Consider the following 15,232-nt stretch of genomic DNA (forward strand, 5'->3'; position numbering starts at 1 on the left):
AAAATGGAAGAAATAGAATTATTAAAAAACAAAATTAAAGAGTTAGAAGATGAACTATCAGTTTTTAAAACAAAAGAAGATTATTTAAATACTGGTATAGATAAAGTAAAAGGAATTTATGAAGTTACTAGACAAAATGCTGAAAAAATAATTTTTAAAGCTGTTAGTTTTGCATATAGTTTTAAAGAAGAACTTACATTAACATTAAAAAAAATAAAATCAAATCCTTCTAATTATGAAGAGTATGTTAATGAACTGTTAAATAAAAATTCTCATTTATTAGATGAAAATATTGATATTGTAAAAAATAAAATCCAAGAAATTGTAATAAAAATTATTAATAGCAAATAAATATGTATATAATAAATATAGTTATTAAAATGTATAAGTAAGACAACAATTATAAAAACTTTTCTTGTAGAGAGCTAATGTTTGGTGAAAATTAGTAGAAAAATTTATGATTTATCACTTACTTCTAGGCATGAGAGAAGAACGGTATTTTTACTTATTAGAACTCTTCGTTATGGTTGCGTAAATACTAAAATAAAGGAACATAAAAATCTATTTTTTTGTGTTTGAATTAGGATGGTACCGCGATATTTCGCTCCTATTTTTGGAGTTTTTTTTATTTTTTAGGAGGAATACTATGGAAAAAAACTATAAAGATACTTTGTTAATGTATCAAACTGATTTTGATATGAAGGCTGATTTAAAACTTAAAGAACCAATTATAGAAGAAGAATGAACTAAAAAAGATATATACAATAAAAAAATAAACTTAAATAAAGGTAAAAAAAGTTTTGTATTACATGATGGTCCACCTTATGCAAATGGAAACATTCATGTTGGTCATGCATTAAATAAAATTTTAAAAGATATAATAGTTAGATGAAAAAACTATACTGGATATTGCTCTCCTTATATTATGGGGTGAGATACACATGGACTACCTATTGAAACTGCAGTTACAAAAACAGGTGTTGATAGAAAGAAAACACCACCTGTTGAGTTTAGAGAATTATGTAAGAAATATGCCTTAGAACAAATTGAAGTACAATCTAATCAATTTAGAAGATTAGGTATTTTTAGTGACTATGATAAAAAATATTTAACTTTATCTCATGATTTTGAAATGAGTGAATTAAAATTATACAAGAAAATGGTAGAAAAAAATTTAATATATAGAGATTTAAAACCTATTTATTGATCTCCTTCAAGTGAATCTGCATTAGCTGAGGCAGAAATAGAATATAAAGAAGTAAGGTCACCAAGTATTTATGTTGCATGTGAAATATTAAATGATGCTAACTTCAAAAATACTTTTCTAGTATTTTGAACAACTACACCATGGACTGTGCCTTCAAACCAATTAATTGCATTGGGTGAAGATTTAGACTATGCATTAGTTGAAAATTTATCTAATAATAAAAAATATATAGTAGCTAATGACCTAGTTGAAAATTTTACTAATACAATTGAACTTGAAAATTTCAAAGTTAATTCAATATACAAAGGAAAAGAATTAACAAATCTAACCTATAAACATCCATGGTATGAAAATAAAACAAGTTTTACAGTTTTAGGTCATCATGTTACTAGTGAATCAGGAACTGGTTTAGTTCATATAGCTGGTGGTTTTGGTGAAGATGACTTTGAAATTGTAAAATCTTATAATATAAAACCATTTGCACCAATTGATAACCAAGGTAAGTTTGATGTAACAATAAATGACAAAAGATTAGAGGGTGTATTCTATGAAGATGCAAACAAAATAATTGGTGAGGATCTTGAAAAAAGAGGAATACTTTTAAAGCTTAAATTTGTTAAACATTCATATCCACATGATTGAAGAACAAAACTTCCAATAATTTTTAGAGCAACAAGTCAATGATTTGTAGGTTTAAGTTCTGTTAAAGATGAAATCGATAATGTAATAGTAAATCAAATTAATACAAACCCTGAATGATCAAAAGAAAGACTAAGAAATATAATTAAAGAAAGAAATGACTGAACAATTTCTAGACAAAGGTTGTGAGGTGTTCCAATTATTGCCTTCTTTGATGAAAATAAAAAACCTATTTTAGATAATGACGTTATTGACTTTGCAATCAAAGTTATTGAAAAAGAAGGTACTAACTCTTGGTTTAGTAATAATACAGATCATTTCTTACCTGAAAAATATAAAAATAAAGGTTGAGAAAAAGAAAAAGATATATTAGATGTTTGATTTGATTCTGGTTCTTCAAATATCGCATTAGAACAAAATTTTGGATTTGATAGACCATTTGATTTATATTTAGAAGGAAATGACCAATATAGGGGATGATTCAACTCTTCATTAATTAATTCAGTTGTCTATGATGGAAAACCTGCATATAAATTTGTTATAACACATGGTATGACTAATGATGAAAAAGGTAAAAAAATGTCTAAATCAGTTGGTAATGTTATTGACCCAATAGCTATAACAGATGATTTAGGTGCAGACATACTGAGGTTATGAGTATTTACAACTGATTTTACAGATGATCAAAGATTAGGTAAAGAAATTATTAAGCAAGTTTCAGAATCTTATCGTAAAATTAGAAACACCTTAAGATTTTTATTAAATAATTTAGTAGATTTTGATCCAAATATAAATTATAAAAAAAATTTAGAAGAAGTTGATAAGTACGCATTACATAAACTATCTAAGGTTAAAGAAAAGTTTATTAACTCTTTAAATATTTATAACTTTAATCAAGGATTTAAACTTTTAAATAATTATATTGTTAATGATTTATCATCATTTTACCTTGATTTTATAAAAGACATAATATATGTATATTCAAAAGACTCATTAAGAAGAAGACAAGTTCAAACAGTCATGTATGAACAATTATGAGCATTACTTGATATGTTAAAACCTGTTTTAGTACATACAGTAGAAGAAGTTTATCAGAATATGTCTTTAAAAAATAAAGAAGAATCAATTCATTTATTAGATAACAAAGAACAAAATTTCAAACAGAATGATGAATTTGATGAAAAGTGACAACTTATTATGAAGTTAAAAGATATTGCATATGAAGCGCTTGAACAAGCTCGAAATAATAAAATTATTAAGAAAAATTTTGACGCAGTATTAAAAATTAAACTAAATAATAGTATCAATTTTGTAAAGGAAATTAAGGATTTAAATAAAATATTTATAGTTAATTCAATAATTTTTGAACAAAATATAACAAATGATAATGACAAGCTTGCTGAAATTAATGTAGAATTAAAAGTAGGGCAAAAATGTGCCAGATGTTGAACATTAAATGACAATTTAATCGATGGTGTATGCAATAATTGTTATGATGTTTTAAAACAGTTAGGTGAGTTATAATGAAATCAAAAATTAGTTTTTTATTAAAGTATTTAAAAAATTATAAATACAATTGGAAATTTAAGGTTGTAATTTGTCTACCAATAATTTCCTTTTTGTTGTTTGTAGATTGATTTTCTAAGGCTCTTGTTGAAGGGACTATGTCTCAAGGAGAAAGAAAACCATTTATAAAAGGATTAGTCAATTTAGAATATAAAATTAACCCAGGTGCTGCTTATGGAATGAATTCTAATAGTCCAACTCTTGCTATATCAATTGCAGCTGTTGTTTCAATATTAATACTAATTATTTTTTTATTTGTGCGCGAAAAATATTGATTAATAGGCTTGACTTTTATGGTAGCTGGAAGTTATGGTAACTTGTTAGCAAGAGCATGAGCGCCAGAAGAATCATTAACTGGTGTACGAGGTGGAGTTATTGACTTTTTACATTGAGACTTTAACTTTCTAGGTTCAAATAATTATATATTTAATTTTGCTGATGTTTTTGTTAATATTTCTGTTGTTTTAATAATTTTGGCATTTGTTATGTATATTATTGAAGAAATATTGAGAGTTTATTACAAAAGAAATGAAGAACTATATAAAAAGTATATTGATTATAAAGTAACTATTAATGATTTATACATTATTTATTGGTCAAATTTTTATTCTAAAAAAAATGATAATTATATAAGTTTTTTAAATTATATTAAAAGGAAGTCAGAATTAAAAACTAATTGAAAACTTGACAAAAAGGAAATATTAAATGGAACAAAAAGTAGTGCTTAATTTTACATCAGAGTCAATTAGATTAGATAAGTATTTAACTAAATCATTATTAGAGGAGTATGATTTATCAAGAACTTTCATACAGAAGCTAATTGATAATAATAATGTTAAAGTAAATGATGAATATCAAACATCTAAATATATCCTTCAAGATGGAGATGTTGTTGAAATAATAATTCCTGAGCCAGAACATTTAGATGCTAAACCTGAAAATCTAGATTTTAAAATTGTTTATGAAGATGAATATATATTAATTGTTGATAAACCAAATGGAATGGTGGTTCACCCAGCTCCTGGAAATTTAAGTGGAACTTTAGTGAATGGGTTATTATATAAAATTAAAGATTTGTCATCAATAAATGGTTGTTATAGACCTGGTATTGTTCATAGAATCGATAAAAATACAACGGGTTTATTAATTGTGGCTAAAACCGATGCTGCTCACAAAAAGCTTGTAAAAATGTTAAGTGAAAATAAAGTTTATAAAGAATACATTGCTTTAGTGCATGGTAATGTGGAACCTAATTCAGGTTTAATTGATGCACCAATAGGTAGGCATCGAACTGATAGAAAAAAAATGTCAGTAACAGAAGTTAATTCTAAAAGAGCGGTTACAAAGTTTGAAGTATTAAATAGATATAACAAATTTTCTTTACTTAAATGTGTTATTGAAACTGGAAGAACACATCAAATTAGAGTTCATTTGAGTTACATTAAACATCCTGTTTTAGGTGATAATTTATATTCTTATAAAGAAGATTCTAAAATTGAATATGGACAATATTTACACTCACATAAGTTAAAGTTTTTTCACCCAATAACAAATAGAAAATTAGAATTTGTATCTGACATTCCAGAAGAATTTAATGTTAAAATTAGTATGATAGAAAATAAGGTGTAGAAATGAAAGTAGATTTTAATAAGTTAAAACTAAATCTTATTAATTATTTAATTAAAGTTGAAAAATACAAATCACAACCTGATTTTAGTAATGAGTATGCTACATATCTTGTCAATGATAAAAAAGAATATAAGATTATTAGAGTTACTATTGGAACGCCTGTTTCAAGTGATGCTAACTTAGATAAAATTAAAAGTAAAATTAAATCTGGAAAAAGAGATAAAATCAATATTCTTAATATTGTTTTCGCATTTGAAGCATCAGATATTGTTGTTGAAGGAGAAACCTTAGTAATTGAAAGCATTGAGTCAATGAAAATTAAGTTAGGTAAAATCTTTCAAAGAATTAATAAAATTGTAATTGAACAAGATGATGATGTTGAAATTAATGATTTATCAAATGAAGAATTGTATGATATGCTATCTAATCCTTCTAAATCAGATAATGTTAAGTTGAAGACAGCTGTTGCAAGAATGAAAACTCCAACATTTAACTCTTCTATAATATTTTTATTGTTTTTTGTTTTACCTATTGCTTCTTTATTAATATATTTATTTTATTTTTCTAAATACAACATTTCTACAGGAGCTATTGATTTATTTTTTGGTGCAATCAATAGAAACCTAGCTTCTGTTGGTAATCAATGATGAAGAATACTTACCTATGGTTTTAGTGCCAATATATATGGAACATTACCAACATTAATCTTGATATTTTTTGTTTCAAGTAATGCTATCAAATTATCTAGATATACAGAAAGTTTGGTTGGACAATGAAAGTTTTCTGTTGCAACTTTTTCTAGTTATATATTAGCAGGTTTCTTTGTTTCAACTTTAATGTCAGGGACAAATGATATATTTTCAGGACCACTTGTAATACTTGCGTGTGTAGTTGGTGTTTTATCTGTGACAACATGAAACAGAAAAGCTGACCCTGTTGTTCTTTTTTCAAAAAATAGACTAATATTTCCACTAATTTTATTACTTTTATTTCCTTTTCTTGTTGGTAAATATAATGATTATGTAATTATTATAGTTGGTATGGCATCATCTGCAAGCATTACTTTATTGTTTCAATATGATTGAAAAAATACAGATAAGTTTTTAATATTGCCAATATTTATATTAATAGCACCATTTGCAGTTGCTTTTTCTGCAATATTCATACCAGTAGCTTCCCCACCAGTTGATACAGTAAATACATTAACAGCATTACAAATGTATTATAATTACAATATTTTTAATCATGAGCAGTTAAATAATATATTAGAATCAAATGGTTGATATTGTAGATTTAAACCTGATGGAACAATTTGGTGGTTTTAATGTCTAAAAGAAAAGATTATATTGATTGAGATACTTACTTTTTAGCAATGGTTAAATTAAATGCAATGAGAAGTAAAGATCCTGAAACACAAGTAGGTGCAGTTATTGTAAACAATTTTAACACTGTAGTTGCAACTGGCTATAATGGACTTCCTAGAGGTTTGAGTGATGATGATTATCCTTGAGTAAGAGATGGTAACTTCAAAGAAACAAAGTATGCTTACGTTGTTCATGCTGAACTTAATGCAATATTGTCAGCTGGAGCTAATGTTAGAGATTGTATAATTTATACAAGTTTATTTCCTTGTAATGAATGTGTTAAAAGCATAATTCAATCAGGAATAAAAAAGATTATATACTCAAATGATAAATATAATCTAACAGATCAAAATTATGTTGCAAAAAAAATGCTTAAAGATGCAAATGTTATTTTTGAGTATAAAAAAGAAGTTATCGTAGAATTAAAATTTTAATTTAAGAGCATTATATTTTATATTGATGCTCTTTTTTTATAAAAAATTTGCATAATAAAGTTAATATTTCTATTTACTTAATAATTAGTATTAATTATTATAAGTATAGAGGGAAAAGTATGTATAAAAAAAAGTAAAACATTATATTGAGGTTTTCCAGTATGTTTAGTTCAAGTATTGATGACAAATATAAAACAAATATAAATCCAATCATCTCAATTTATATTGTTAATGATATTGTAATGATAGGTATTAATATAAATTCAAAAGCATATAAAATATAAAAAAAACTAAAAACATTATAATCAATGTTATTCCTTGTAATATGTCAGATAAAATTGAATATATTACTAAATATAGTGGAAATAAAATTATAAAAACAAAATATACTCAGATTCTATGGAATGTTTAGGTGATTTAACTTATTCCAAAGTAATTTTTATAATATTAAATTTGTTGAAAACTCACTTTTATATTTAGAACTTGAATATAATGATTTAATTATTTCTAATGCTATTGCCAATATTAATTATTTTGTAAAAAATATTTATGCTTTAGATAATATTTTAGATAATAGTAATTATATTATTGAAAGTAAATTCAATACATTAATATATCATTTTAGAATTATAAATCATTTGCAAAACCAACTTAAGGGTAGTTGTATAAATATACAAAAATAAATTAAAATTTTATTATTTTAACTTATAAATGTCTTATATATAGTTATTTTTTTAGATAATTTATAAATATCATTTACTTAAGTATTTAATAATTATAAGTTTATTTATTTAATCTTGTTTTATAATCAAATAAATTTAAAATTGATATAATAATTAAAATAAAGGGGTTATTAAATGATAGTTAATATTGGGCCGTGATGACTTTTTGATATCTTAAGTTTTGCTATTATAATAGCTTGTACTGTATATGGAATAAAAAAAGGATTTTTAGTACTTTTTTATTTTTTCTTTTTACAAGTTTTAGTTATTATTATTTTACTTTTTGTGCCTGCTTTAATAACAAATTCAATTACACCATTTATTATGGAAAAACTAACTCCTTTAAATCCTTCTAAGTGATTTGCCTCAGTTAGTGCTAACATTTCAAATCTTATTAACAGTTTGCTGCCTAATAACTCAGGTACAGATCCATTAACTACAAATGGGTCTAATGTATCATATGAAATGGCTAAAACTGTTGTTGCATTGTTCATATATATAGCAGTAAGTATCTTAATTTTTTTATTTATAAATCTTATAGGCTTAGTTGTTTATTTTGTGTTAAGAAAAAGAATTGTAAGTGTAAAGATTTTTGGAAAAGCAGATGCGTTTTTAGGAGCTATACATGGTCTTTTTTTGGGATTGACATTATCAATTGGAATATCATTTATAGCATCATTTCCATTGGTTTCAACAGAAAATCAAAGAGTAGGTATTTTAGATTTTAAAAATATGACAAATGAAGAACTTGTAGATTATTTAAATAATGACGGGGCTTACAATAAATATTCACTTTCAAAAAAATTAAATATGGGAATACCTAATATACCAACTTATTCATTCACTTATACAAATGCTTGTACAATGAAATATATAGTAAGACCTACAACTATAATTGGTTCACAAAGTATTTTAGATAGTTCATTATCTTCATTATCAGATTTTTTCATAAATTATGAAGATATTTTGTCTGAAGGGTATTCATCTGATAATGTTTTAAAAATACCTGTAAACTTCTGTATTGAAACATTACCAAATGAGTCAAGAACAATCTTTAGATTAGTATCAGAAGTTATGCTTATGGGTTCTAAATTGTATGTAAATGGTAATCAATCCGAGCGAACAACAGTTCATAGTATTGATTTGATCAATGCATTAGATGAATATTTTTATGATAAATTAAAACCTAATAATGATAGTTTGAATAACCATGAAGGTTGATTAACTGAAGAGGAAATGGTTAATTTCTATAATTGAGCACTAGATAAAGCTGGTGGTGATGAAAATCTTGTTGAAAATTACAATCCCTTCATTAAACTAGCCAACAATATTAATAAAACTTGAAGAAGAAATAGTGATAATAAAGAAAGGTTTATAACATCAATACTTAAAGATCCAATTTCAACATATAGATACTTTAAAAATATTAATTATGTAAATTCTATGACAAGAAATGATCTTGATACTTTACCTTTCTTATCATCAACATACACTTCATTGTATTTGTTTAAAGGAATGGAGATTACACCAAGTGGTGAATTAAAATTAGGTAAATTTAGCTATGGTAGTGATGAAGAAGAAGAAAACCAAAGTGATGAAAAAACTATTAAAGATATAGTTCATAATGAAAATGATTTTTGATATAACTATAATAAACGTGGATATATGTGGATTAAGTATTATTTTTCTTTTGCATATAATAGTGTTTGGAGTTAAGATGTATAAAATTGGAACTGATATAATTAAAATAAAAAGAATGAAATTAAATTATAATTTTATTAGTAAAGTTTTACATCAAGATGAGCAATTAATTTATAACTCATTTATTTCAAAAAAAAGAAAAAAAGAATTTTTAGCTGGAAGGTGAGCGGCTAAGGAATCAATTATTAAAATATTAAATACTCCAATTTTAATGAGCAATATTAACATTGGATATATTAATGAAAAACCAACTATTTTGAATGATAATTTAAAAAGTATTGAGTTATCAATTAGCCACGATAATAAATATTGTATTGCTGTGGCCATTTTACTTGAGTTAAAGGAGAAATAGAATGCAACAATATTTAAATTTAATTAAAGAAGTTCTTAATGAAGGTGAGTCACGTGATGATCGAACAAATACAGGTACATTATCAAAGTTTGGCACACAATCTCGATATGATTTAAGAGATGGATTCCCTTTACTAACTACAAAAAAAATGTTTTTCAAAGGAATTGTACATGAAATGTTATGATTCATAAAGGGAGACACAAATATTAAATACTTAGTAGATAATAATGTAAATATTTGAAATGAGTGACCATTTGAACTTTATAAAAAAAGTGAAGAATATAAAAATGAATCACTTCAAGAATATGTACAAAAAATAAAAAATGATTTAAACTTTGCAAAAAAATATGGAGAACTAGGTCCGGTATATGGGAAGCAATGAAGAAATTTTAACGGTGTTGACCAGTTTTCAAAATTAATTGGTAATATAAAAAATAACCCATATTCAAGAAGACATATTATTACTGCTTGAAACCCTTCAGAAGTTGATGATATGGCATTACCACCTTGTCACTCACTTTTCCAGTTTTATGTTTCTAAGTCAGGTTATTTAGATTTACAATTGTATCAAAGAAGTGGTGATATTTTTTTAGGTGTTCCATTTAATATAGCGAGCTACTCTTTATTATTAATATTGGTTTCACTTGAATGTAAACTTAAACCAAGATATTTTATTCATACCATTGGAGACGCGCACATCTATTCAAACCATCTTGAACAAGTAAAACTTCAAATAACTCGTGAACCACTAAAACTCTCTAAAGTAGAAGTTGATTTTGAAGGCAAAAATATTTTTGATATTAAGTTTGAAGATATAAAGCTTTTAGATTATGTTTCACACCCACAAATTAAAGGAGATATTGCAGTCTAATGATAAGTCTAATATGAGCACAAACAAGAGACAATATAATAGGTAAAGATAATAACTTGCCTTGAAATATAAAAGAAGAAATGAAACATTTTGTAAATTATACAAGAGGAAAAACAGTTTTAATGGGTAGAAATACTTTTGAGTCATTAAAAATTAAACCTTTACCTAATAGAAAAAATATTGTTATTACTTCAAGACCAATGGAATTAGAGTATAATGATATAGTGGTTTGCAACAATTTAAAAACTGTATTTGAAAATTATAAAAATAAAGATGAGGAATTAGTTGTAATTGGCGGAGCAAAAGTTTATACAGAAGCTATTAAATATGCCGATAAACTTGTTATAAGTGTCATCAAAGATAATTACGATGGTGACGTATATTTTCCTAATTGAAATAAAGATGATTTTATTTTAAAAGAAGAAGTTGATATGGAGAAATTTGTTATTTATATTTATGAGAGGAAATAGTATGGCTAAACTTAAATATACACAAGAAGAAGATTTAAAAACACCAGAAGAGTTTATTGAAGCAAAAACAAAAAAAGAAACTGCATATGTTAGAAAAGGTAAGTTCATATTAAATTTTTATAATATTTGAAGGACAATAAGAAAAGCCAAAAAAATAACTAAAAAAATTAAATTAGACCCTAATTTATATTCTGAGGAATGAAGATATAATTGAGTTAAAAAGAAAAGCAAAAAAGTTTTACAGTTATTAAATGTTTATGTTGATGTAATTGGGGTTGAAAACTGATTAGACCGAGGTGTTATTCTAGCATCAAATCATCAATCTAATATAGACCCTATATTAATGCTTGCAGTAAATGATTTTTCTAAGCAACAACCAGTATCTTTTCTAGCTAAAAAAGAACTTTGAACTCAAAAAATATTTAAACACTTTATGAATTTAATTGATAATGTACCTATGGATAGAAATAATCCTAGAAGTGTTTATAATGCAGTTAAAGAAGCAAAAGATTTAGTTACTGAGTATAAAAGAAGCTTAGTTATCTTTCCTGAAGGAACAAGAAGTGCAAAACAAGAAATGAATGAATTTCAACCTGCCAGTATGAAAATTGCACAAATGGCTTATGCACCAATTATTCCAATTACAATAATTGATTCTTATAAATTATTTGTTAAACGTCCTAAAGGGCAGTTTAGAATTAAAATAATTTTTGGAAAACCTATGATGCCAGAAAAGTTCATTTCATTAAAAACTGAAATGGTTACAAGAAATGTTTTTAAAGAAATTAAAAAAAATATGGACAAATACATTGATTGAGATCCAAAAAAATTAGGAATAAAACCTAAGTTAGTAAATAAAAAAACTAGATGTACATACTATTAGAGGCATATAATGAATTTTTTATCTATAATTGAAAAAAAGAAACATAACATCGAACTGTCAGAGAATGAAGTTCTTTTTTTAGTTAATGGGTTTTTAACCAATAAAATAAAAGACTACCAAATGTCTTCATTCCTAATGGCAGTTTATTTTAAAGGTATGACAACCAATGAACTTTATTATTTAACAAAAGCTATGATAAATTCTGGTTCTACATACACTTTAGAAGGCGTTGAAGGGCCACTTGCAGATAAACATTCAACTGGTGGAGTTGGAGATAAAACAAGTCTAATATATGGCCCCTTGGTTGCTAAATATGGTGTGAAAGTAGCAAAAATATCAGGTAGAGGTTTAGGTAAGACTGGTGGTACTATAGATAAACTAGAAAGTTGTACAGGGTGAAATTCTCAGTTATCAGAGAATCAATTTATTGAAAGTGTAAATAAGGTTGGTATTTCAATTATTGGCCAATCTAAAAATATTGTACCTGCAGACAAAATATTATATTCATTAAGAGATGTTACAGGAACTGTCGATTCAATACCTTTAATAGCGTCAAGTATTATGTCAAAAAAACTTGCAATTAGAACTTCAAGTATAATATTAGATGTTAAGGTTGGTAAAGGTGCATTTATGCAAACAATTGATGAAGCAATGGAGTTAGCAAATGCAATGGTTGAAATTGGTGCATTATTCAAAAGAGATGTTAGTGTAATATTAACAAATATGAATTATCCGCTTGGAAGTTGTATTGGTAATGCTCTTGAGGTGAAAGAAGCTTGAAATACTTTAAATGGAAAAGGAACAAGTGACTTAATTGAATTGACTACTTTAGCAGCAGCTATAACTTTGCTAGATAATAAAATTTTTGAAAACCTAGATATTGCAATAAAAGCTTTAAAAAATACTTTAAAAGATGGAAGTGCATCAAAGTTTTTAAAAGATTTTATTGAAAATCAAAGTGGTGACTTTAATAAAATATTAAATTATGAAAAAAATTTTACTACTAAATATGAGCATAAAGTATATGCTCAAAATAGTGGTTATTTAGAATTTAATTCAGATAATTTTGGATTTTTATCAATGAATTTAGGTGCTGGAAGAGAACATAAAGATGATGTAATTGATTTTAGTGCTGGAATTGTATTAAATAAATCACATTCAGAGTATGTTAAAAATGGAGATCTATTATTTACAATGTTTACAAATAAAGATGATGAACAAAGTTTTAGAGAATATGCAACTAAATGTTATTATATTAAAGACAAACCCAATAATGAAAAACTAATATTAAAAGTTATATCAAAAAATTATAATTTATAATTTTTATTATATATATTGAAAAAATTTTATTTTTTTAATATAATAATTATGTCTGAAACAGGTAATAAACCATTAGCCCATATTGTTTATTTAGCCCTATTAAATATAATTTAATAAATATATATAATATAAGCTTGTTTTAGATATTTAAGTACTCCGCCCTGAGTACTTTTTATTTACAAATATTAATTAAAAAAACTATAAAAATTATTGACTTTTATTATGTAATTTTTGTATAATTTAAAAGGTTCTTATTTTAAAGGACACTTGCTGACTTAGCTCAGTTGGTAGAGCAATTGACTAGTAATCAATAGGTCGAAGGTTCAAGTCCTTTAGTCAGCACCACAATGGGGAGATAGCGAAGTGGCTAAACGCGGGTGGCTGTAAACCATCTCCTAACGGTTCGGCGGTTCGAATCCGTCTCTCCCCACCACTTATTGGGCTATAGCCAAGCGGTAAGGCAATGGACTTTGACTCCATCATGCGCCGGTTCGAATCCTGCTAGCCCAGCCATATTTATTTTTGTCTCGTTAGCTCAGCCGGTAGAGCAACTGGCTTTTAACCAGTGGGTCATAAGTTCGAATCTTATACGAGACACCATTATTAACCCCGGGTGGCGGAATTGGTAGACGCACTGGACTTAAAATCCAGCGGTTTTAATAGACCGTGCCGGTTCAAGTCCGGCCCCGGGGACCATTATAGGACTTGATATTAAAGACACTTTAACTAGTGTTTTTTTTATTTTTAATTTACATATAAAAAAAACTTTGCTAAGCAAAGTTTTTATATTAAATTATTAAATATCGAATCAAATTGATAATTAACAGTTAAATCATCAAACGATGTTTTACTATTCACTTGTGATCCAGACTCTCCACCAGATGACTCTCCACCAGATGACTCTCCACCATTTCCACCAGACTCTCCACCAGATGACTCTCCACCATTTCCACCAGACTCTCCACCAGACTCAGTTTCTGAACTACCTGTGTTTACTTTATCAACTAATACTGATTCAATTTCACTATTTAAAATGCTATCACTTATTTTTTTCACTAAAGATTCTAATGAGTTTTCAGTTCAACCTGTAGAGTCGTCTTCAAATCCAACTTCTCAATCAACTATTTTACCATTTCTAATAATAATAAACATTGGAGTACCTTTTATTTTATTAAAGTATTCCTTAACTTTATCCTTAGCTACTTTCTTTTGTATTGTTTCATTGTGACCTATATCAAGCATTGCACTATAATATATTTCAGCAACCTTATCAACTAATCATTTTATAATGTTTTCGCTTCACTTTTCTTTAAAGTTATTAGATTTCTCTTCAGCTATAAAACTTCTTAAATTTAAATCATTGTTTAACTTTTGACCGTATGATGTAAAGGAATCGTCATTTCCATTATATTTACTAATGCTATTGTTGTATTCCCCAGAAATTTGGCTTAGTTTATCATTAAAATAACTTTGATTATAATCAATATTCGCTTCAAATTTCTGACAGTAGTCACAGTCTTTTGCACCAATGTATAGAACAAAAGATTCTTTGTTTTCTATTCATTGTAAAAATTGTTTATATAATACATTTGAACTACATGATATAACAGTAGTAGCACCAGCTGAAGCAAGTGAAACTACTGATAAAGCAGCAAGTATTTTTCTCAAATTAATCACTCCTAAATTACAACTATTATTTTACACATTTAATTGAAGAAAAAGTATATTTTATGAGAATATATATTATTTTTTTCTTTAATACTATAAAAATCATAAATTTTGTATTAAAATTAATAAGAACATAGAAAATATACCATATATTCCATCTAACTAATTAGATTAGGAAATTTTATTGAGTTAGTTTATTTTTTTATGATTTAGTAAAAAAAATTATTTTACAAATAAGGAGGTATTTAAGATGCGTGAAGGTGTTATCTTACGTTGTAGTGTTTGCAAAGAAGAAAATTACATTGCAAAAAACGATAAGAGAAAAGATAAAATAGAAGTTAATAAGCATTGTTTTAAATGTAATGCTCATCAAACTCATAAACAAAAGAAATAGTATCTTTTAAAC

16 protein-coding genes and 5 tRNA genes are annotated in these 15,232 nt (G+C 25.9%); 20 read left to right on the forward strand and 1 reads right to left on the reverse strand.

Annotated features, from left to right (window positions below; all coding sequences use genetic code 4):
* The first annotated feature begins 3 nt into the window (after positions 1–3).
* From STURON_RS01365 to STURON_RS01450, 19 genes are all read left to right on the forward strand, one after another.
* Complete coding sequence (locus tag STURON_RS01365) at positions 4–351, forward strand: hypothetical protein (protein ID WP_075048094.1); 348 nt, start codon at positions 4–6, stop codon at positions 349–351.
* Positions 352–646: 295 nt separating this feature from the next.
* Positions 647–3,370, forward strand: a complete 2,724-nt coding sequence (gene ileS, locus STURON_RS01370) for an isoleucine--tRNA ligase (protein WP_075048095.1) — start codon at positions 647–649, stop codon at positions 3,368–3,370.
* Positions 3,370–4,140 (forward strand): signal peptidase II, encoded by a 771-nt coding sequence (locus tag STURON_RS01375; RefSeq protein ID WP_075048096.1) that lies wholly within the window; start codon positions 3,370–3,372, stop codon positions 4,138–4,140. The genes ileS and STURON_RS01375 overlap by 1 nt, the downstream gene beginning before the upstream one ends.
* The gene (locus STURON_RS01380; protein ID WP_075048097.1) at positions 4,118–5,041 is read left to right on the forward strand and encodes an RluA family pseudouridine synthase; all 924 of its coding nucleotides are present in this window, start codon (positions 4,118–4,120) and stop codon (positions 5,039–5,041) included. The genes STURON_RS01375 and STURON_RS01380 overlap by 23 nt, the downstream gene beginning before the upstream one ends.
* Before the next feature lie 2 nt (positions 5,042–5,043).
* On the forward strand, positions 5,044–6,366 hold the full coding sequence (locus STURON_RS01385) for a hypothetical protein (RefSeq protein WP_075048098.1): 1,323 nt from the start codon (positions 5,044–5,046) through the stop codon (positions 6,364–6,366).
* Positions 6,366–6,839 carry a deoxycytidylate deaminase gene (locus STURON_RS01390; protein ID WP_075048099.1) on the forward strand — a complete coding sequence of 158 codons (474 nt, stop codon included), beginning with the start codon at positions 6,366–6,368 and terminating at the stop codon, positions 6,837–6,839. The genes STURON_RS01385 and STURON_RS01390 overlap by 1 nt, the downstream gene beginning before the upstream one ends.
* Positions 6,840–7,000: 161 nt before the next feature.
* Positions 7,001–7,123, forward strand: coding sequence for a hypothetical protein (locus STURON_RS05925; RefSeq protein ID WP_257719731.1), 123 nt, complete (start codon positions 7,001–7,003; stop codon positions 7,121–7,123).
* 120 nt (positions 7,124–7,243) lie between these two features.
* Complete coding sequence (locus tag STURON_RS01395; protein WP_075048100.1) at positions 7,244–7,522, forward strand: hypothetical protein; 279 nt, start codon at positions 7,244–7,246, stop codon at positions 7,520–7,522.
* A gap of 174 nt (positions 7,523–7,696) precedes the next feature.
* The gene (locus STURON_RS01400) at positions 7,697–9,277 is read left to right on the forward strand and encodes a hypothetical protein (RefSeq protein ID WP_075048101.1); all 1,581 of its coding nucleotides are present in this window, start codon (positions 7,697–7,699) and stop codon (positions 9,275–9,277) included.
* A 1-nt stretch (position 9,278) separates the two neighbouring features.
* Positions 9,279–9,614 (forward strand): holo-ACP synthase, encoded by a 336-nt coding sequence (locus tag STURON_RS01405; RefSeq protein ID WP_075048102.1) that lies wholly within the window; start codon positions 9,279–9,281, stop codon positions 9,612–9,614.
* A 1-nt stretch (position 9,615) separates the two neighbouring features.
* Complete coding sequence (locus STURON_RS01410) at positions 9,616–10,485, forward strand: thymidylate synthase (RefSeq protein WP_075048103.1); 870 nt, start codon at positions 9,616–9,618, stop codon at positions 10,483–10,485.
* Positions 10,485–10,955: a dihydrofolate reductase gene (locus STURON_RS01415; protein WP_075048104.1), complete on the forward strand. Its 471-nt coding sequence runs from the start codon at positions 10,485–10,487 to the stop codon at positions 10,953–10,955. The genes STURON_RS01410 and STURON_RS01415 overlap by 1 nt, the downstream gene beginning before the upstream one ends.
* Before the next feature lies 1 nt (position 10,956).
* Positions 10,957–11,838: a lysophospholipid acyltransferase family protein gene (locus tag STURON_RS01420; RefSeq protein WP_158500505.1), complete on the forward strand. Its 882-nt coding sequence runs from the start codon at positions 10,957–10,959 to the stop codon at positions 11,836–11,838.
* 9 nt (positions 11,839–11,847) lie between these two features.
* Positions 11,848–13,158, forward strand: coding sequence for a thymidine phosphorylase (locus tag STURON_RS01425; protein ID WP_075048105.1), 1,311 nt, complete (start codon positions 11,848–11,850; stop codon positions 13,156–13,158).
* Positions 13,159–13,427: 269 nt separating this feature from the next.
* Positions 13,428–13,503 (forward strand) — tRNA-Thr (locus tag STURON_RS01430).
* A gap of 4 nt (positions 13,504–13,507) precedes the next feature.
* Positions 13,508–13,591 (forward strand) — tRNA-Tyr (locus STURON_RS01435).
* A gap of 5 nt (positions 13,592–13,596) precedes the next feature.
* Positions 13,597–13,671: transfer RNA gene (locus STURON_RS01440), tRNA-Gln, on the forward strand.
* Between the two features lie 11 nt (positions 13,672–13,682).
* A tRNA-Lys gene (locus tag STURON_RS01445) sits at positions 13,683–13,758 on the forward strand.
* Positions 13,759–13,765: 7 nt separating this feature from the next.
* Positions 13,766–13,854: transfer RNA gene (locus STURON_RS01450), tRNA-Leu, on the forward strand.
* Positions 13,855–13,941: 87 nt separating this feature from the next.
* On the opposite strand, the gene STURON_RS01455 is transcribed toward STURON_RS01450, so the two are convergent.
* Complete coding sequence (locus STURON_RS01455) at positions 13,942–14,826, reverse strand: hypothetical protein (protein ID WP_075048106.1); 885 nt, start codon at positions 14,824–14,826, stop codon at positions 13,942–13,944.
* A gap of 250 nt (positions 14,827–15,076) precedes the next feature.
* Between STURON_RS01455 and rpmG the strand changes: the two genes are divergently transcribed.
* Entirely contained in the window at positions 15,077–15,220 is a 144-nt protein-coding gene (rpmG, locus tag STURON_RS01460; protein ID WP_075048107.1) for a 50S ribosomal protein L33, read from the forward strand.
* Positions 15,221–15,232 lie beyond the last annotated feature (12 nt).

The sequence above is a fragment of the Spiroplasma turonicum genome (assembly GCF_001262715.1).
Classification (GTDB): Bacteria; Bacillota_I; Bacilli_A; order Mycoplasmatales; family Mycoplasmataceae; genus Spiroplasma_A; species Spiroplasma_A turonicum.